This window comes from Streptomyces sp. NPDC055078 (genome assembly GCF_053607985.1).
The window spans coordinates 1-18,453 of the sequence record NZ_JBSGUP010000086.1 but is presented as its reverse complement, the minus strand read 5'-3'; the positions used below and the strand labels follow the sequence as shown (position 1 = coordinate 18,453).

Annotated in this window: 14 protein-coding genes and 1 riboswitch; of the genes, 11 read left to right on the top strand and 3 right to left on the bottom strand. The window is 71.4% G+C overall.

Annotated features, from left to right (window positions below; genetic code table 11):
• The first annotated feature begins 99 nt into the window (after nucleotides 1–99).
• The 4 genes from ACWF94_RS10650 (at nucleotide 100) to ACWF94_RS10635 (ending at nucleotide 4,425) form a co-directional block, all read left to right on the top strand.
• Nucleotides 100–1,266, top strand: coding sequence for a sensor histidine kinase (locus ACWF94_RS10650; RefSeq protein WP_453486763.1), 1,167 nt, complete (start codon nucleotides 100–102; stop codon nucleotides 1,264–1,266).
• Nucleotides 1,263–1,973, top strand: a complete 711-nt coding sequence (locus ACWF94_RS10645; protein ID WP_453486761.1) for a response regulator transcription factor — start codon at nucleotides 1,263–1,265, stop codon at nucleotides 1,971–1,973. The genes ACWF94_RS10650 and ACWF94_RS10645 overlap by 4 nt, the downstream gene beginning before the upstream one ends.
• A 125-nt stretch (nucleotides 1,974–2,098) precedes the next feature.
• Complete coding sequence (locus tag ACWF94_RS10640) at nucleotides 2,099–2,806, top strand: DUF485 domain-containing protein (protein WP_453486775.1); 708 nt, start codon at nucleotides 2,099–2,101, stop codon at nucleotides 2,804–2,806.
• Nucleotides 2,803–4,425, top strand: coding sequence for a solute symporter family protein (locus tag ACWF94_RS10635; protein ID WP_453486759.1), 1,623 nt, complete (start codon nucleotides 2,803–2,805; stop codon nucleotides 4,423–4,425). Before ACWF94_RS10640 ends, ACWF94_RS10635 begins: the two co-directional genes overlap by 4 nt.
• Nucleotides 4,426–4,639: 214 nt before the next feature.
• Here ACWF94_RS10635 and ACWF94_RS10630 read toward each other — a convergent pair whose 3' ends face one another.
• Together ACWF94_RS10630 and ACWF94_RS10625 are read right to left on the bottom strand one after the other, a co-directional pair.
• On the bottom strand, nucleotides 4,640–5,368 hold the full coding sequence (locus ACWF94_RS10630; protein ID WP_453486756.1) for a DUF7342 family protein: 729 nt from the start codon (nucleotides 5,366–5,368) through the stop codon (nucleotides 4,640–4,642).
• Complete coding sequence (locus ACWF94_RS10625; protein ID WP_453486754.1) at nucleotides 5,365–7,020, bottom strand: ATP-binding protein; 1,656 nt, start codon at nucleotides 7,018–7,020, stop codon at nucleotides 5,365–5,367. Before ACWF94_RS10625 ends, ACWF94_RS10630 begins: the two co-directional genes overlap by 4 nt.
• 147 nt (nucleotides 7,021–7,167) lie before the next feature.
• On the opposite strand from ACWF94_RS10625, the gene ACWF94_RS10620 reads away from it, so the two are divergent.
• From ACWF94_RS10620 to ACWF94_RS10605, 4 genes are all read left to right on the top strand, one after another.
• Nucleotides 7,168–7,335 carry a hypothetical protein gene (locus ACWF94_RS10620; protein WP_453486753.1) on the top strand — a complete coding sequence of 56 codons (168 nt, stop codon included), beginning with the start codon at nucleotides 7,168–7,170 and terminating at the stop codon, nucleotides 7,333–7,335.
• 165 nt (nucleotides 7,336–7,500) lie between these two features.
• Nucleotides 7,501–8,199 (top strand): response regulator transcription factor, encoded by a 699-nt coding sequence (locus ACWF94_RS10615; protein WP_453486750.1) that lies wholly within the window; start codon nucleotides 7,501–7,503, stop codon nucleotides 8,197–8,199.
• Nucleotides 8,200–8,348: 149 nt separating this feature from the next.
• Nucleotides 8,349–9,767 carry a sensor histidine kinase gene (locus ACWF94_RS10610; protein WP_453486772.1) on the top strand — a complete coding sequence of 473 codons (1,419 nt, stop codon included), beginning with the start codon at nucleotides 8,349–8,351 and terminating at the stop codon, nucleotides 9,765–9,767.
• Between the two features lie 267 nt (nucleotides 9,768–10,034).
• On the top strand, nucleotides 10,035–11,204 hold the full coding sequence (locus ACWF94_RS10605) for a CobW family GTP-binding protein (protein WP_453486749.1): 1,170 nt from the start codon (nucleotides 10,035–10,037) through the stop codon (nucleotides 11,202–11,204).
• A 406-nt stretch (nucleotides 11,205–11,610) separates the two neighbouring features.
• Here ACWF94_RS10605 and ACWF94_RS10600 read toward each other — a convergent pair whose 3' ends face one another.
• Complete coding sequence (locus tag ACWF94_RS10600; RefSeq protein ID WP_453486747.1) at nucleotides 11,611–14,064, bottom strand: DNA gyrase/topoisomerase IV subunit A; 2,454 nt, start codon at nucleotides 14,062–14,064, stop codon at nucleotides 11,611–11,613.
• A gap of 267 nt (nucleotides 14,065–14,331) precedes the next feature.
• On the opposite strand from ACWF94_RS10600, the gene ACWF94_RS10595 reads away from it, so the two are divergent.
• From ACWF94_RS10595 to ACWF94_RS10585, 3 genes are all read left to right on the top strand, one after another.
• Nucleotides 14,332–15,747, top strand: a complete 1,416-nt coding sequence (locus tag ACWF94_RS10595) for a M16 family metallopeptidase (RefSeq protein ID WP_453486769.1) — start codon at nucleotides 14,332–14,334, stop codon at nucleotides 15,745–15,747.
• A gap of 26 nt (nucleotides 15,748–15,773) precedes the next feature.
• A complete protein-coding gene (locus ACWF94_RS10590) occupies nucleotides 15,774–17,141 on the top strand; it encodes a M16 family metallopeptidase (protein WP_453486766.1) in 1,368 nt (455 codons plus the stop codon).
• A gap of 209 nt (nucleotides 17,142–17,350) precedes the next feature.
• Nucleotides 17,351–17,510, top strand: a riboswitch (cyclic di-AMP (ydaO/yuaA leader).
• Between the two features lie 13 nt (nucleotides 17,511–17,523).
• The gene (locus ACWF94_RS10585) at nucleotides 17,524–18,294 is read left to right on the top strand and encodes a M23 family metallopeptidase (protein ID WP_453486746.1); all 771 of its coding nucleotides are present in this window, start codon (nucleotides 17,524–17,526) and stop codon (nucleotides 18,292–18,294) included.
• Nucleotides 18,295–18,453: the final 159 nt, after the last annotated feature.

Here is an 18,453-nt window from a genome sequence, read left to right as displayed (position 1 = left end):
GAGCCGCGGCTCCACCCCTGACCCGATTTCCGGCCGGCACCCCGCTCCGTAGCATCGATGAGAACGTACGAGCATCGAGGCGACGGACGGGGAGGTGGCGTGCCGAGCAGGAGAGGGACCGCATGGCCCGCGCGGGAGTCGTTGTCGCGCCTGGGCGTGCCACGCGTCCGTATCGTCATCGATGCCATCACCCTGTCCGCCCTGATGATCTGGGGGATCTACAGCACGTACGCACAGGGCGGCTTCCAGGGCTGGCGGGCCGTCCTGCCACCGCTCGGCCTGCTGATCTGCGTCGCCGCCTCTCTCTGCTTCCATGTGACCACCCTGGCCAACCGGCTGCTGCCGTCCCTGGGGCTGCTCGCCGTCCTCGGTGCGGTGGGCTGGGGGGCGTACGAGGCGGAGGCGACGGTTCCCGCCGCGGTGCTGTGGATCACCGTGGCCGTCGTGGCGTTGGCACGGCTGCCCCTGACCTTCGGCCTGGTCATCGGGGTGGTGATGGCCGCGTGTTTCGCACTGCTGCTCCAGGGCGAAGGCGCGTTCACGGCCTGTGCGACGATCCTCGCGGTACTGCTCGGCGGCTATTCGGTCCGCCTCGACGCCCAGGCCAGGGGCGCGGGGTTCCGGCTGCTCGCGCAGGAGCGGGCAGCCCGGGAGGCCGAGGCGGTCTCGGCGGCCCTCGGCGAACGGGCCCGTATCGCCCGGGAGATCCACGACGTCCTCGCCCACAGCCTCTCCGCGCAACTCGTCCATCTCGAAGCGGCCCGGCTCCAGATCGAGCGCGGTCCGGAGGGCCCCTTCCGCGAACAGATCCTGGAGCGGGTCGTCGCCGCCCGCTCGATGGCCCGTGAGGGTCTGGCGGAGACCCGGCAGGCGCTGTCCGCGCTGCGTGGCGAGATCGCCCCCGTCGAGGACTATCTGCGGGAACTCGCCGTCGCCGACGGAGCGGAGACCGAGGTCACCGGGGAGCGGCGGCAGCTCACCGCCGAGGCGTCGCAGGCCGTACGCCGGGTGGCGCAGGAGGCGCTGACGAATGCGCGCAAGCACGCACCGGGCGCCAGGGTGCTCATGCTGCTTGTGTACGAGGGGGACGGCGTGACCCTGGAAGTGCGTGATTCCGGCCCCGACGGACACACCGGGGAGCTGGGGGCCACCGGGGGCGGGTACGGTCTGCTGGGGATGCGCGAGCGGGCCGAACTGCTCGGCGGCACCCTGGAGGCGGGACCTGAGGGGGAGGGCTTCGTGGTGCGGCTGCGAGTTCCGGCATGACCGCGCGGAACACCGGAGAGGGCGGGGAACCCACGCCCGGTGCGAGCGCCAGAGTGATCGTCGCCGATGACCAGGCGGTGGTGCGCGAGGGCATTGTGATGCTCCTGGGGCTGCTGCCCGGCATTGAGGTCGTCGGCTCGGCCAAGGACGGCGAGGAGGCGGTCGCCCTGGTCGCCGAACTGGCCCCCGATGTGGTGCTGATGGACCTGCGGATGCCCCGCTGCGACGGGGTCGAGGCGACCCGCCGGATCCGTGGGGCGCACTCGGCCACCCAAGTCGTCGTCCTCACCACCTATGACGACGACGATTCGCTCTTCCCCGCCCTGAGGGCCGGCGCGCGAGGCTATCTCACCAAGGACGCCGACGCGGGCGAGATCGTCCGCGCCATCCGGGATGTCATGGCCGGGCGCGCCGGTCTCTCCCCTCACGTACAGCGACGGCTGCTCGAGCGGGTCACCGCCGAGCCCAAACCGTCGCAGCCGAAGCTGCCCGACGGACTCACGGGGCGCGAGGGCGAGGTGCTGGCGCTGATCGCGGACGGTCTCACCAACGCCGAGATCGCGTGCCGGCTGCATATCTCCACCGCCACCGTGAAGACCCATATCAACAATCTCTTCGCCAAGGCCGGAATCCATGACCGCGCGCAGGCGGTTCGATACGCCTACCGGGAGGGTCTCGCGCAGCCACCTGGGACAAGCATCACCTGAAGGGGTGAAGCCCCCCGGGAGAAGAGTCCGGGATCTTCCCGCTCTGTCCATCCTTGTGACGCGGCCGAAATGGATCGCGGAAGCGGCCGAAATGGTTCGCCGACAAGGAGAGTTGACCGGTGGAGATGCACGAGGGCCAGGATGCCGCGGCGCTGCGGTTCGACGACCCGTGGCACGACGCGCCCGGTTCCGGCTGGGATGCGCCCGGCGGCACGGGTGCTCCGGCCGCCGTGCCGGGCCCGCCCCCGGACCGGGGCGGTGAAGGTCCCTCCCGCGCGGACGTCTACCGGGAAGTGCAGAGCAGCGCCGCGTTCCAGGAGGTGCGCGACCGTTACCGGCGGTTTGTCGTCCCGGCCGGTGCCGCCTTTCTGCTCTGGTATCTGGCCTATGTCCTCGCGGCGACCCTCGCGCCCGGTCTGATGGCACGGCCGGTGGCCGGAGCGGTGAATGTGGCGATGCTCGCCGGGCTGGGGCAGTTCCTCACCACCTTCCTGCTGACCTGGGCGTACGCACGGCACGCCCGGCTGCGCCGGGACCGGGCGGCGCTGGAGCTGCGCTGGACGGTGTTCGACCGGGCGAGACCGCCGGAGACTCCGGCCGGCAGGCACCCGGGGACACCGCCGGGCACACCGCTGAACAAGTCACGGGGCAGTTCGCCGAGCAGTCCGCCGGGCAGCTCACCGGACGGGTCGCCGGGCACATCGCCGAGCGGTTCGCCGGGTTGGCCACCAGGCACATCGCCGAGCAGATCTCCGGACAGGTCACCAGGCACCTCACCGAGTAAGTCACCGGGCATCTCACCGAGTAGGTCACCGCGAAGGAGCGGATGTTGAGCGGCGACCACCAGACCCTCGCGCTGCTGCTGTTCAGCGCGTTCATCGCGGTCACCCTCGGGATCACCAGCTGGGTCAGCAGGGGCAGGCAGGGGTCCGCCGAGGAGTTCTACGCGGGCGGTCGGCTGTTCTCGCCCATGGAGAATGGTTTCGCCATCGCCGGTGACTATATGTCCGCCGCCTCCTTCCTCGGCATCTCCGGGCTGATCGCCCTCTTCGGCTACGACGGAATGCTCTACTCCGTCGGGTTTCTGGTCGCCTGGCTGGTGGTTCTGCTGTTCGTCGCCGAACTGGTGCGCAACTGCGGCCGGTTCACCCTCGCCGATGTCATCGCCTCCCGGATGAAAGAACGCCCGGTTCGTATCGCGGCGGGAACTTCCTCGGTCACTGTGTCCGTTCTCTATCTGGTAGCGCAGATGGTCGGGGCCGGCAGCCTGGTCGCGCTGCTCCTCGGGGGTACGAGCGAAGCCGCGCGCTCGTGGACCGTCGTGGGTGTGGGTGCACTGATGGTCGTCTATGTGTCGTTCGGAGGGATGCGAGCCACTACCTGGATCCAGATCGTGAAGGCCGTACTGCTGATGGCGGGCGCGATCACCCTGACCGTGCTGGTCCTCGTCAGATTCCACGGCGACGTCAATCAACTGCTCACCACGGCCGCCGACCGCAGCGGCCACGGCCGGGACTTCCTCGCCCCCGGTCTGAAGTACGGCGGGGACTGGATCGCGCGCCTCGACTTCATCAGCCTGGGAGTCGCCCTGGTGCTCGGCACGGCCGGTCTGCCGCACATTCTGTCCCGCTTCTACACCGTGCCGACCGCGCGGGCCGCCCGCCGCTCGGTCGTCTGGTCGATCGGTCTCATCGGGAGCTTCTATCTGATGACGATCGTGCTCGGCTTCGGTGCCGCCGCCGTGGTGGGCACCGAAGAGGTCCGCGCGTCCAATGCCGCGGGCAACACCGCCGTGCCGCTGCTCGCACTCGACCTGGGAGGTGGAGCGGGGTCCACGGGAGGCACAGTGCTGTTCGCGGTGGTGGCCGCGGTGGCGTTCGCGACGATCCTGGCCGTCGTCGCGGGGATCACCCTGGCCTCCTCGGCCTCGGTCGCCCACGATCTGTACGCCACGCTCCGACGGCCGCGTAACCCCGGAGTCCCGCCCGGGACCGGCGGCCCGTCGCAGCGCGGAGAGGTGGCGGTCGCCCGGGTCGCCGCGGTGGGGATCGGTGTGGTCGCGATCGCGCTCGGCCTGCTCGCCCGTGATCTGAATGTCGCCTTTCTGGTCGGGCTGGCGTTCGCGGTGGCCGCCTCAGCCAATCTGCCCGTTCTGCTCTACTCGTTGTTCTGGCGGCGGTTCACCACCCGGGGCGCGGTCTGGTCGGTGTACGGGGGACTGGTGCCGGCCGTACTGCTGGTGGTGTTCTCGCCGGTGGTCTCGGGCAGCCCGGAGTCGCTCATGCCCGGAGTGGACTTTCAGGTGTTCCCACTGCAGAACCCCGGAGTGGTGTCCATTCCGCTGGGGTTCCTGGCGGGATGGGTGGGGACGGTCGCGTGGGCCGAGCCGCCCGACGAGACCAAGTACGCGGAGACGGAGGTGCGGGGGCTGACGGGGGCAGGGGCGGTGTGATCGTCGGCGTTGCCCGGGACCCGGGCTGTGAGTCGCCGGTGTTGCCCCGCCCCGGGCGCCTCGGGTGCGGGCGGGGCGACCGGGGCGATTGCGGCTGGTTGGCGCCGCGGCGTCGCGCGCTCCGCCGTCGGCGCGGCCCGGCGCGGCGAGGGGGGCCCGGTTCGGCCCGGTTCGGGGTGTTCGCTGTCCGGGTGTTCGCTGTCCGTGGGGGCGGCTAGGCGCTGGCGGACCAGAGGTAGCGGTGTTCGGGGCGGCCGGTTTCGCCGTATTTGAGGCTGAGGCGGACACGGCTGGTGCGTTCGAGGAGTTTGAGATAGCGCTGGGCGGTCTGGCGGCTCACACCGGCGCGGTCGGCGATCTCCTGGGTGGAGAGGGGGCCTTCGGCGGCGAGGAGCACCTGGCGTACGACCTCGGCGGTGGTCGGGGAGTGCCCCTTGGGGAGGTCCGGGGCGATCGAGCCGGCGGAGAGGGCGCCGAAGATGCGGTCCACCTCGGCCTGTTCCGCCTCGCCGCCGCGGCCGAGGGTGTGGCGGAGCCCGGCGTACGCCTCCAGTTTTGAACGCAGGCCGGCGAAGCTGAACGGTTTCACCAGGTACTGGAGCGCGCCGTGGCGCATCGCGGCCTGGACGGTGGCGACATCACGTGCGGCGGTCACCATGATCACGTCGGTCTGGTGGCCGAGCAGCCGCAGTTCCCGTACGACGGCGAGGCCGTTGCCGTCGGGAAGGTAGTGGTCCATGAGAACCAGATCCACCGGGGTGTCGGCGATACGGGCGAGTGCGTCGGCAGCCGAGTGTGCCTCGGCCGAGACCCGGAAGGAGGGCACTTTGGTGACATAGGCGGCGTTGATCGCCGCGACCCGGACATCGTCGTCCACCACGAGCACATCGAAGACATCGTTGTGTGCGGGCCCGGCCGGGCCCGGTGGGCGCCGGTCGTTCATCGCGCCTCCCCGGCGGTGGCCGGTTCCTGCTCGGTCAGTTCGTTCAGCGCCTCGGGGAGTACGACGATGAACTCCGCGCCCCCGCCCGACGCGTCCCGCACCCGGGCGCTGCCGCCCTGCCGCTCCGCCAGTCTGCGCACCAGGGCCAGACCGAGGCCGCGCTTGCCATGGGCTGGGGGGTCCTTGGTGGTCCAGCCCTCGGTGAAGATCAGCTCGCGCTGTTCGGGAGCGACTCCGGGGCCGGTGTCGGAGACCCGGATCACCACCGTGTGGTCCTGGGTGTACAGCTCGACCTCGACCTTCGGGTCGGCGGACCAGCCGCCGGCCGCGTCCATCGCGTTGTCGACGAGGTTGCCGACGACGGTGACCAGACCACGGGGGTCCACCAGCCGGTCGGGCAGCAGGGTCCCGGCGGCTATGCACAGGGAGACGCCGCGTTCGGCAGCCACGGTCGCCTTGCCCACCAGCAGCGAGGCCAGCAGCGGATCATGAACCTTCTCGGTGACCTGCTCGGCGGTGGCCCGATGCACCCCGACGACCTCCGTCACGAACTCGACGGCCTCCTCGTGCATCTCCAGCTCCAGCAGACCGAGCAGGGTGTGCAGCCGGTTGGCGTGCTCATGGTCCTGGGCGCGGAGGGCGTCGATCAGACCACGGGTGGAATCCAGCTCCCGGCCGAGCCGCTCCAGCTCGGTGCGATCACGCAGGGTGGCGACGGCGCCACCGTCCTGGGTCGGCATCCGGTTGGCTATCAGCACCCGGTGCCCGCGCACGGTCACCAGGTCCTCGCCGGTGACCCGGCCCGCCAGTACATCGGTGGTGCGCCCCTCGCCCAGCACATGGTCGAGCGGCAGTCCCTTGCCGTCGGACTCCAGCCCGAGGAGCCGCTGTGCCTCGTCGTTCATCAGCCGTATTCTGCCCGCGGCGTCGAGGGCCACCACCGCCTCACGTATCCCGTGCAGCATGGCCTCGCGCTCAGCCAGCAGTGCGGAAATATCGGAGAATGCCAGGTCGTGGGTCTGGCGCTGGAGCCGGCGGGAGATCAGATAGGCGGCCAGCGCCCCGGCTGCCAGGGCCCCGCCCGCGTAGAGGAGCAGTCCGGGGATCGCGGAGAAGAGCCGGTCACGGACGCTGTCGTACTCGATACCGACCGAGACCGCGCCGACGATACTGCCGTCGTCGTCGCGCAGCGGAACCTTTCCCCGGGCCGAACGGCCGAGGGTGCCGCTGTCGATCTCCATCACCTCCTTGCCCGACAGAGCGTGGCTCGGATCGGTGGAGACGATCCGGCCGACCTCCTCCGGGGAGGTGTGGGACCAGCGCACCCCGTCCATGTTCATGATCACTATGTACTCGGCCCCGGTGGATCTGCGGATCCGCTCGGCCTCCGCCTGGACCGGCCCCTCGACGGTCGGCCGCGTACGGGTGAGCTTCTCGGCGACCTCCGCGGACGCGGTGGTCTGGGCGATGGCGAGAGCCCGGCGCATCGCCTGGTCGTCGAGCTGGGCGCTGAGCGGCGCGAGGAAGAAGCCGGTGGCCAGCACCGTGACTCCGGTGAGGATCGCGAGCTGCATCAGCAGGACCTGCGAGAAGACCCGCTGTGGCCAGCCGAAACGCCTGCGTCTGGCCGGGGCGGCCGGTTCGGGGCTCATGGTGAGACGGTAAACGGCGAGTGGGCCTTTCCGAAATCTCTGCTTCGGTCAAGGTTGGCGGCCCGACGGGCGCCCCGGCGGCCTGATGGCGACTCCTGGGGCGCTCCCGGGGGTGCTCACGGGGGTGCTCGCGGACTGGGCGGCGAAGTGCTGGCCGCCCCCACCGCCGGCGGACAGATCACGACCGGCGACCGCGATCCGGCTCTGTTCGATCCCTGGCCCGGGCTCGGGCTCGCCGTGATGGTGGGGTGCGTCTTCGTTCTGCTGACGGCCGCGTTCGTCACCTTCCGCAGGCGGGAGGCACAGGCCGCATAGGAGGATCGGGAGGTGACGACCATGGCGGGACGACAGGGGCGGGGGGCGCAGTGACGGGGGGGTCGCCGTGACGGTCAGGGCGGGGTCGGTCCGTACGGGCGGTCCGCCGTGACGGTCCGGGCGGGGCACGACGATCAGAGCGGGACGACGACCGGGACGGGACATATGGCGGAACTTCTCTTGGTGGTGGAGGACGACCCCACCCTGCGTGAACTCCTCTCCGCGAGCCTGCGGCTCGGCGGTTTCGCGGTCACGCCGGTCACCACCGGCGCCGAGGCACTGGCCGCGGTGCGGAACGAACGGCCCGATCTGATCGTGCTCGATGTCATGCTGCCGGACTTCGACGGATTCGAGGTCGTACGCCGGTTGCGCCGGGAGGATCCGCTCACGCCGGGCGGGCCGCCGCCGGTCCTGTTCCTCACCGCCCGGGACGCGGCCGAGGACCGGATCAGCGGGCTGACGGCGGGCGGCGACGACTATGTCACCAAACCGTTCGACCTGGAGGAACTCATCCTCCGTATCCGGGCCATCCTGCGCCGCACGAGCGGCCGGCAGCCGGACGGCCGGCTGGTCGTCGGCGACCTTCGGCTGGATCCCGACAGCCATCAGGTGACTCGCGGCGGCCGACCGGTCCCCCTCTCGCCGACCGAGTTCAACCTGCTGCGGGTGCTGATGGAGCAGGTGGGGCAGGTGCTGTCCAAAGCGCAGCTGCTGGAGTCGGTGTGGCACTACGACTTCGGGGGCGACGACAGCATCGTCGCCTCGTACGTCAGCTATCTGCGGCGCAAGGTGGACGCCGGTGAGCCGAAGCTGATCCACACGGTGCGCGGCATCGGCTACGTCCTGCGCAGGCCGCCGCGATGAACGGCGCGGACGTTCGCCGGAGCCCGGGTGGCGAGGACGCTCGCCGGAGCCCGGGTGGCGCGGAGGCGCACCGGAGCCCGGGTGGCGCGGCAACCAGCCCGAGCCGTGGGCTCTCGCTGCGCGGCCGGCTGCTGGCGATCACCGTGCTGATGCTGGTCGCCGCGCTGGTCGGCAGCAACGTTCTGGTGATCGGCCAGCTCCGGCGCGATCTCGTCGAGCAACTGGACGAGCGGGTCCGCGGCACCGCCGCCGTGGCCGCGCGCCTCCCGTCCCTGCCGGAGGTGGCCGGTGAGGACGCCTCCGAGGTGCGCGACACCGTGGAACAGCGGCTGATCAGGGACGTTCACATCGCCTACCTCGGCCCCGACGGCCGCGTCGACCGTGTCATCCGGCCCGCCTCGGGCCACCCGCCCGAACTGCCCAGGCTGGACACCGCGGCGGTGGCCGAGCGCGACGGCGATCCCTTCGGGGCGGCGGCATCGGGCGGCGGCGACGGCTGGCGGGTGATCGCCGTGCCGCGCGTGGCCGGGACGGCGGATGACCAGGGCGGCAGCGTGGTGGTGGCCGGCTCGCTCGGCGTGGTGAATGACACGATCGAGCAGCTCACCGGCCGGGTGCTGCTGATCGACTCCGTGGTTCTGGCGCTCCTCGGCCTCGCCGGATGGTTCGCGGTACGGGGCGGGCTCCGGCCGCTGCGCAGGATCGAGACCACCGCCGCCGCCATCGCGGCCGGGGACCTCTCCAGCCGGGTCCCGCAACTGTCCGCCCCCCGCACCGAACTCGGTCGGCTGTCCACGGCACTCAACGGCATGCTCGACCGGATCGAAGCGGGCGACGCCGCCCGCGCCGACTCCGAGCGGCGCATGCGCCGCTTCATCGCCGACGCCAGCCACGAACTGCGCACGCCACTCTTCGGCATCAAGGGCTTCACCGAGCTGTACCGGATGGGCGGTATGCCGGAGCGGGCCGACGTCGATGCCTCGATGGGCCGGATCGAGCGCGAGGCCGCCCGGCTGGTCGAGCTGGTGGAGGAGCTGCTGCTCCTCGCCCGCCTCGACGAGACCGGTGCCGCCACGGCGCTGCCCCTGCACCTCACCCCGATGGATCTGCGCACCCTGGCCGCCGACGCGCTGCACGACCTGCGCGCCCTCGACCCGCGCCGCCGCGTCACTCTCACCGGCCCCGGTGGCGGGCCACCCGCCGGGGCCCCTGTCCTCGGCGACGAGGCCAGGCTCCGCCAGGTCACCTCCAACCTCGTCGGGAACGCCGTCGCCCACACCCCGCCCGGCACCCCTGTCCGTATCGGCGTCGGCACCCAGGACGGCTTCGCCGTCCTGGAGTTCCACGACGAGGGCCCCGGCATGACCCGGGACCAGGCCGAGCGGGCGTTCGACCGCTTCTACCGCACCGACGAGGCCCGCGGCCGGGCCGGGGGCGGTGGCGCGGGCCTGGGCCTGGCCATTGTCGAATCGCTGGTACGCGCACACGCAGGCCGCGTCGAGGTCCGTACGGCCCCGGGCGCCGGAGCGACCTTCCGTGTCCTGCTGCCACCGCATCCGCTGGGCTGAACGACGCCGGGTCCTCTCCACCGACGGTGGATTGTCCCCCACCGCCGGGGACCCGGGCTCCGGTGTTCGCCGGCACCTGCCGGGTGGCCCGGGCGATCGACCGGAGCACCAATATCCTGGAGCGGTCGGCGGATCCGTAGATCATCCGCCTTGCACTTCGCCGGGGCAGGGCCGTGGCCGCCGCCTCCGCCGGGGGCCGTGCCCGTGCCCGTGCCCTTGCCCGCGGCAGTGCCCGCCGCAGTACCCGCCGTCCGAGAAAGGCCCCAGGTGAGTCCCAGCACCCCGCCGAGCAGGCAGATCCCCGTCATCGTCCTCGCGGGCTTCCTCGGGTCGGGCAAGACCACGCTGCTCAACCATCTGCTCCGGGCCGGCCGGGGCACCCGGATCGGTGCGATCGTCAATGATTTCGGCTCGATCGAGATCGATGCGATGACCGTGGCCGGTCAACTCGGCGATTCCACGGTCTCCCTCGGCAACGGCTGTCTGTGCTGCGCCGTCGACGCCAGTGAGCTGGATGTCTTCCTGGACAAGCTCACCCGGCCCGCCGCCCGCCTCGATGTCATCGTCATCGAGGCCAGCGGGCTCGCCGAACCGCGGGAACTCGTCCGGATGCTGCTCGCCAGCGAGAACGAACGGATGGTGTACGGGGGACTCATCGAGGTCGTCGACGCGGCCGAGTTCGACGCGACCCGGGAGCGGCACCCCGAGATCGACCGGCATCTGGCGGTCGCGGACCTGGTGGTGCTCAACAAGACCGACCGGGTGGACGAGTCCGGTCTGGCCCGGCTGCGCGAAACCCTTAAGGGGGCGGCGGCGGTTGTCGAGTCCGTGTACGGGCGGGTCGACCCGGAGCTGTTCTTCGAGCGGCGGCCCAGTGTGGAGCGGGTGGGGCAGCTCGCCTTCGAGGACCTTCTCGAAGACGATCACGAGGGGGACCACAGCGGGCATCCGCACGCGGCGTACGAGAGCGTCGGCTTCACCGCGCGTGAGCCGATGGATCCGCGACGGCTGCTCGACTTCCTCGACTCCCGGCCCGAAGGGCTCTACCGGATCAAGGGGTTTGTCGACTTCGGGGCGGCCGATCCGCTGAACAGGTACGCCGTGCACGCGGTCGGGCGGTTTCTGCGCTTCTATCCCGAGCCGTGGGCGCGGGGCGAGGAGCGGATGACGCAACTGGTGCTCATCGGGGCGGGGATCGATGCTCCCGCGCTGTATGAGGTGCTCGACGGGGCACGGGGGGTGCGGGGGAGCGCGGCGCCCGACGAGCGGAGCATGTGGGGGGTGCTGAGGTATGTGCGGGAGCCGGGGGAGCCCGGCCCGGGGGAGCCCGGGCCCCTTGAGCCGTACGAGCCCGTGCCGCCGGGGTCCGATGCGCCGGACCTCTCCGCGCCGGACCTCTCCGCGCCGGACCTCTCCGTGCCGTACCGCTACGGGTAGCCGCCCGGCCATGGGGCCGCGGCCCGCCGCTGCCGCGGTTGTCGTCGGCGGGCACGCTTCGTCCGGGGACCCCCAAGGGCCTGGATTCACCGGCCTGAGCCGGACGCCGGGCCGGGCTGTCCCCCCCCCGGGGGGGCCTGGTACGGGCCGGGTACGGGCCTGGTCCCGTCAGGGGGTGCTCCGGTCCGGGTCCGCGCCGTGCCCGGCTCGGTCCGTACCGGGTATGGCACGAGGGCACGGACCGCAGGGCCCGGAGCTGGGTCTCTCCGCCGGGCCGTGACGGTTCGCGACGGTGCGCGACGGATCCGGCAGACCGCGACGGCCTGGCCGAATCAGGGCGTGGCACCAGGCCCCGGCATCAGGGCGTGGCACCAAGGCGCCCAAGCCCGGATCCGTCGGGCACGGCCTACCCGGGTGGCCCCGCGAGGATGGCGATCGGGGCGGTCAGGGGCATGCCGGAGCCGTCGCGGCGCGGGTCCGGGTCGGGGAGAGGTGCCGGGGTGCCGTTCTGCTGGGAGGCGTGGGCCGGGGTCGGACCCGCCCAGCCGAGCAGCAGAATGTCCTCGCCCTTCAGGAAGCGCTGGCAGCGCACCCCGCCCGTGGCCCGGCCCTTGCGCGGATACTGGTCGAAGGGGGTGAGCTTCGCCGTGGTGACCGAGTCGTCCAGCGCGCCCGTCGACCCCGCCGCCGTGAACACCACCGCGTCGACGGCCGGATCCACCGCCGTGAAGGAGATCACCCGCGCGCCCTCCGAGAGTTTGATCCCGGCCATACCGCCCGCCGCCCGGCCCTGCGGACGGACCTGTGCGGCGGGGAAGCGCAGCAACTGCGCGTCGGAGCTGATGAAGACCAGATCCTCGTCGCCCGTCCGCAGTTCCGACCCGCCGATGACCCGGTCGCCGTCCCTGAGGGCGATGACTTCCAGCTCGTCCTTGTTTGCCGGGTAGTCGGGGACCACCCGCTTCACGACGCCCTGGAGGGTGCCGAGCGCGAGTCCCGGCGAGGACTCCTCCAGCGTGGTGAGACAGACGACCGTCTCGTCCGGCTCCAGCGACAGGAACTCCGCGAGCGGCGCACCGCCCGAGACATTCGGCGTGGTGGCGGTCTGCGGCAGCTGAGGGAGGTCGATCACCGCCAGCCGCAGCAGCCGTCCGGACGAGGTGACCGCGCCCACGTCGCCACGGGCGGTCGTCAGGACCGAGGACACGATCAGATCGTGCTTGGTGCGCTTGCCGCTCGTCTCCGGCAGGGGCTCACCGGTCGCCGTACGCGCCAGCAGGCCCGTCGAGGACATCAGCACCCGGCACGGGTCGTCCGCGACCTCCAGCGCCACCGCCGCGACCGGCGCCGCCCCGGACTCCAGCAGCACGGTGCGCCGGTCGGTGCCGAACTTCTTCGCCACCGCGGCCAGTTCCCCCGAGACCAGCTTGCGCAGCTCGGCGTCCGACTCCAGGATCCCGGTCAGCTCGTCGATCTCCCCGTTCAGCCGGTCGCGCTCGCTCTCCAGCTCGATCCGGTCGAACTTGGTCAGCCGGCGCAGCGGGGTGTCCAGGATGTACTGGGTCTGGACGTCACTGAGGCCGAAGCGCTCGATCAGCCGCTCCTTCGCCTGCGCGGAGTTCTCGCTGGACCGGATGAGGCGGATGACCTTGTCGATGTCGATCAGCGCGACGAGCAGCCCCTCGACCAGATGCAGCCGGTCCCGCCGCTTGCCGCGCCGGAACTCGCTGCGCCTGCGCACCACCGTGAAGCGGTGGTCGAGATAGACCTCCAGCAGCTCCTTGAGACCCAGGGTGAGCGGCTGGCCGTCGACCAGCGCCACATTGTTGATCCCGAAGGACTCCTCCATCGGCGTCAGTTTGTAGAGCTGCTCCAGCACCGCTTCCGGTACGAAGCCGTTCTTCACCTCGATGACCAGGCGCAGACCGTGCGCGCGGTCGGTGAGGTCCTTCACATCCGCGATGCCCTGGAGCTTCTTCGCCGAGACCAGGTCCTTGATCTTGGCGATCACCTTCTCCGGCCCCACGGTGAAGGGCAGTTCGGTGACGACCAGGCCCTTGCGGCGGGCCGTGACGTCCTGCACGGAGACCGTGGCACGGATCTTGAAGGTGCCGCGCCCCTTCTCGTAGGCGTCCTTGATGCCCGCCAGGCCCACGATCCGGCCGCCGGTCGGCAGATCCGGCCCCGGGACATGGCGCATCAGGGTCTCCAGGTCGGCGCCCGGATGTCTGATCAGATGGCGGGCGGCGGCGATGACCTCGCCCAGATTGTGCGGCGGCATATTGGTCGCCATCCCGACCGCGATCCCGGAAGCGCCGTTGACCAGCAGATTCGGATACGCGGCGGGGAGCGCCGCGGGCTCCTGCTCCTGCCCGTCGTAGTTCGGGGCGAAATCGACGGTGTCCTCGTCGATCGACTCGGTCATCAGCGAGGCCGCGTCCGCCATCCGGCACTCGGTGTACCGCATGGCGGCGGGCGGGTCGTCGTTGCCGAGCGAGCCGAAGTTCCCATGGCCGTCGACGAGGGGGACGCGCATCGAAAACGGCTGGGCCATCCGCACCAGCGCGTCGTAAATCGACGCGTCACCGTGCGGATGGAGCTTGCCCATCACCTCGCCGACGACCCGGGCGCACTTCACATAACCCCGGTCGGGGCGCACTCCCATCTCGTTCATCTGGTAGACAATCCGGCGCTGCACCGGCTTCATGCCGTCGCGGGCGTCCGGCAGGGCCCGGGAGTAGATCACCGAATAGGCGTACTCAAGGAAGGAGCCCTGCATTTCGTCGACGACGTCGATATCGAGGATCCGCTCCTCAAAATCGTCGGGCGGCGGCGGGGTTTTCGTGCTGCGGCGGGCCATCGCGGCTGCTGCTCCTTCACGTACCGGATCGGGAACTGACGCGGACCATTGTGGCCCGTCCCACTGACAACACGGACCGCGACCCGGCAACTGCGGCGATCGCGCCCCCTGAACCACGGCCGCCGAGCCCTCCTCCGTACGCGCGGAACCCGGTGGAACCGCGCCCATCGCGAACCCGGAACTTCGCCAGGTGTCAGCGCGCTTGCATACAGTGGCAGTGCTGGAAAAACAACCAACAGCATCGCGATCGAAGGGACGTACATGCCCATGGGTCACACGGCCACCGCGCAGGCCGGCTCAGGCGGCCTGACAGCGACGGAGCACCGGCTGGCCAATGGCCTGCGCGTGGTGCTCTCCGAGGACCATCTGACGCCGGTCGCCGCCGTCTGCCTCTGGTACGACGTGGGCTCGCGCCATGAGGTCAAGGGCCGTACAGGACTCGCCCACCTCTTTGAGCACCTGATGTTCCAGGGTTCCGAGCAGGTCAAGGGCAACGGCCACTTCGAGCTGGTGCAGGGCGCCGGCGGTTCGCTCAACGGCACCACCAGTTTCGAGCGCACCAACTACTTCGAGACGATGCCCACCCACCAGCTTGAGCTGGCGCTCTGGCTGGAGGCCGACCGGATGGGCTCCCTCCTCGCCGCCCTCGACGACGAGTCGATGGAAAACCAGCGGGACGTCGTCAAGAACGAGCGCCGCCAGCGCTACGACAACGTCCCGTACGGGACGGCGTTCGAGCGGCTGACCGCCCTCGCCTATCCCGAGGGCCACCCGTACCACCACACCCCCATCGGCTCGATGGCCGACCTGGACGCGGCGACCCTGGAGGACGCCCGCGCCTTCTTCCGTACGTACTACGCACCGAACAACGCGGTGCTGTCGGTCGTCGGTGACATCGACCCCCAGGAGACGCTCGCCTGGATCGAGAAGTACTTCGGCTCCATCCCGTCCCACGACGGCAAGCAGCCCCCGCGCGACGGCTCCCTCCCGGAGAACATCGGCCGGGAGCTGCGCGAGGTCATCGAGGAGGACGTCCCGGCCCGCGCGCTGATGGCCGCCTACCGGCTGCCGCACGACGGCACCCGCGAGTGCGACGCCGTCGACCTGGCGCTCACCGTGCTCGGCGGCGGCGAGTCCTCCCGGCTGCACAACCGTCTGGTGCGCCGTGACCAGACGGCGGTCGCCGCCGGATTCGGGCTGCTGCGGCTGGCCGGAGCCCCGTCGCTGGGGTGGCTGGACGTCAAGACGTCCGGCGGGGTCGAGGTGCCCAGCATCGAGGCCGCCGTGGACGAGGAGCTGGCCCGGTTCGCCGAGGAGGGGCCGACCCCCGAGGAGATGGAGCGCGCCCAGGCCCAGCTGGAGCGCGAATGGCTGGACCGGCTGTCCACGGTCGCGGGCCGCGCGGACGAGCTGTGCCGGTACGCGGTGCTGTTCGGCGACCCCCAGCTCGCGCTGACCGCCGTGGAGCGGGTCCTCGCGGTCACCGCCGACGAGGTACGGGCGGTCGCCCGCGCCAGACTGCGCCCCGACAACCGGGCGGTGCTGGTGTACGAACCGGTGCCCGCCGAAGAGGCGGCCGAGACGGAAGAGACGGCCGAGACCGACAAGGCGGCTGAGATCGACAAGGCGGCCGAGACGGCTTCGTCCCAGCAGACCGACCAGGAAGAAGGGGCGGGCAAGTGACCGACGCCGCCGAACCGCTGACCACGATGGACTTCCACCCGCAGCCACCGGCCGGCCAGGCCAGGCCCTGGGCGTTCCCCGCCCCCGACCGCGGCACCCTGGACAACGGCCTGACCGTGCTGCGCTGCCACCGCCCCGGCCAGCAGGTGGTGGCGGTCGAGATCTCCCTCGCCGCGCCCCTCGACGCCGAGCCGGACGGCCTCGACGGCATCGCCACCATCATGGCGCGCGCCCTGTCCGAGGGCACCGACAAGCGCTCCGCCGAGGAGTTCGCGGCCGAGCTGGAGCGCTGCGGCGCCACCCTCGACGCACACGCCGACCACCCCGGCGTCCGCGTCTCGCTTGAGGTCCCCGTATCCCGGCTGCCCAGGGCGCTCGGGCTGCTCTCCGAGGCCCTGCGCGCCCCCGCGTTCCTGGACGCCGAGATCGAGCGGCTGGTGCGCAACCGCCTGGACGAGATCCCGCACGAGTCGGCCAACCCCGGCCGCCGCGCCGCCAAGGAGCTGTACAAGCAGCTCTTCCCGGCCTCGCTGCGGATGTCCCGCCCCCGCCAGGGCACCGAGGAGACCGTCGCCCGGATCGACTCCGCCGCCGTCCGGGCCTTCTTCGAGGCCCATGTCCGGCCCGCCACCGCGACCGCCGTGATCGTCGGCGACCTCACCGGGGTGGACCTCGACGCCGTGCTCGCCGAGACCCTCGGCGACTGGAAGGGCAACACCGCCGCGCCCCGCCCCGTCCCTGCCGTCAGCGGGGACGACACCGGCCGCGTGGTCATCGTGGACCGGCCCGGCGCGGTCCAGACCCAGCTGCTGATCGGCCGTATCGGTGCCGACCGCCATGACCGGGTCTGGCCGGCCCAGGTGCTCGGGACGTACTGCCTCGGCGGCACCCTGACCTCCCGGCTCGACCGGGTGCTGCGCGAGGAGAAGGGCTACACCTACGGCGTACGGGCGTTCGGGCAGGTCCTGCGCTCCGCCCCCGACGGGTCGGGAGCGTCGCTGCTCGGCATCAGCGGCTCGGTGGACACCCCCAACACGGGACCGGCGCTGGAGGACCTCTGGAAGGTCCTGCGGACGCTGGCGGCCGGTGGACTGACCGACGCCGAGCGCGATGTCGCCGTACAGAATCTGGTGGGTGTCGCCCCGCTGAAGTACGAGATGGCGGCGTCCGTCGCGGGCACCCTGGCCGACCAGGTGGAGCAGTATCTCCCCGACGACTACCAGGCGCAGTTGTACGTACGCCTGGCCGAGACCGGCACCGTGGAGGCGACGGCCGCCGTCGTCAGCGCCTTCCCGGAGGACCGGCTCGTCACCGTGCTCGTCGGTGACGCCGCCCGGATCGAGGAGCCGGTCAGGGCACTCGGCATCGGTGAAGTGACCGTTGTCACAGGCTGATTGACGCGGCGAGGGGAACCCCGGCATCGGGCGATGCCGGGGTTCTGTCATATGTACCTTTTGCAGGTGAAATGCAGCTAAACAAAGGGAAGGTGACTGTCTGTCCTGTGGCATGTGCAACAAAATCGGCTGTCTGTTTGGTGATCCAAAGTGGTGCGGCTTAGCGTCGGTCCGGCTGTTCGCCAGTGGTACGCCGCATCCGTGGCACCGGACAGTCATCGCCGAGTCCCCGCCGGGTGCGAGCCCTGGGGAGCCGGGGACCCAGTCCCCTGGGGTGAATCGGACACCTTCGCATCCGCGGAGGGGCCCGTAGGAGACCTTCCTGCTCCGAACCCGTCAGCTAACCCGGTAGGCGAGAAGGAAGGAAAGGATCAGCCTCTCCATGGCGTTCACCCGACCTGCCGGGAAACACCGTGCCCCGAGCCGTATGACGCGCCGCGGCGCGGGCATAGCCGGAGCCGCGACACTCGCCACCACCGGTGTGATCGGCACCCTCGCCGCCCCGGCACTCGCCACCGAGAGGGGCACGGTCGGCGCCGAGGACACCGGTATGACGGCGATCCTGACGCCCGACACCCTCTCCGACGAGGTCGCAGACCAGGCCGCCGCCCAGAAGCGGGAGGTCGCCGAGGCCGCCGCGCGGGCGAAGGCCGCGGAGGACGCCCGGCGCAAGGCCGAGGCCCGCGCCCTGGAGATCCGCGAGGCCAGGGAGCGCGCCGCCCGGGAGGCCGAGCGACAGCGCCTGGACGCCTACCGGCTCCCCGTCGCCGGATCGTTCGTCTCCACCGCGTACCAGACCGGTGGCGGCCAGTGGTCATCCGGCAGCCACACCGGCATCGACTTCCGCGCCCCCTCCGGCACCTCCGTGGTCGCCGTCGGCGCCGGTACCGTCGTGGAGGCCGGCTGGGCAGGCGCGTACGGCAACAATGTCGTGCTCCGGATGAACGACGGCTCCTACACCCAGTACGGCCATCTGTCGGCCGTCACCGTCTCCGCCGGCCAGCGGGTCATGGCCGGGCAGCAGATCGGCCTCGCGGGCTCCACCGGCAACTCCAGTGGGCCGCATCTGCACTTCGAGGCCCGCACCAGTGCGGAGTACGGCTCGGACGTCAATCCGGTCGCCTATCTCCGCGCGCACGGTGTGAACGTCTGACCCCCGGCGCCTGACTTCCGGCGCCTGGCTCCTGACCCCCGGACTCCCCGGTTCCTGACCCCCGGTCCACGGCCGCCGCCCCCGGTTGGCCGCCGCCCCGGGTCGGCCGGCGCCGCCGAAGCCGCAGGCGGGACATGGCAGGGAGCCGCGGCCCTGGAC